General features: G+C 44.2%; 1 pseudogene. It reads left to right on the forward strand.

The window, feature by feature from the left end:
- Positions 1-22: 22 nt before the first annotated feature.
- Positions 23-337, forward strand: a pseudogene (locus CWC02_RS20610) (LON peptidase substrate-binding domain-containing protein); the annotation flags it as partial.

Here is a 337-nt window from a genome sequence, read left to right on the forward strand (position 1 = left end):
ACAATACTAGACAGATCTTATCATGCCAGAAATGGGTGGGTTAGTGCATATAAACGACTTCAATCACGATGACAGGGCCCAATTATATATTCAGGTTTCTGCTGAACGTGCTGAGTCTATGCATAACGCAAATCAAGATAAGCAGCAACTACGCCATGCGGACATCCAACTAATTAAGTCGCCTTCATCGTATGTAAACACACCAAACAAAGACGAAAACTCCTTACTAAGCGACACCCGTCGTGCTGTGATTGAAAATCAGCCGGATGTAGCAGGTCTATATAAGACCCCACAATTTGCCAATCTTGCTTGGGTGGTTGCCCGCTGGCTAGAAATG

The sequence above is a fragment of the Pseudoalteromonas sp. S2721 genome, assembly GCF_005887425.1.
Lineage (GTDB): Bacteria > Pseudomonadota > Gammaproteobacteria > Enterobacterales > Alteromonadaceae > Pseudoalteromonas > Pseudoalteromonas simplex.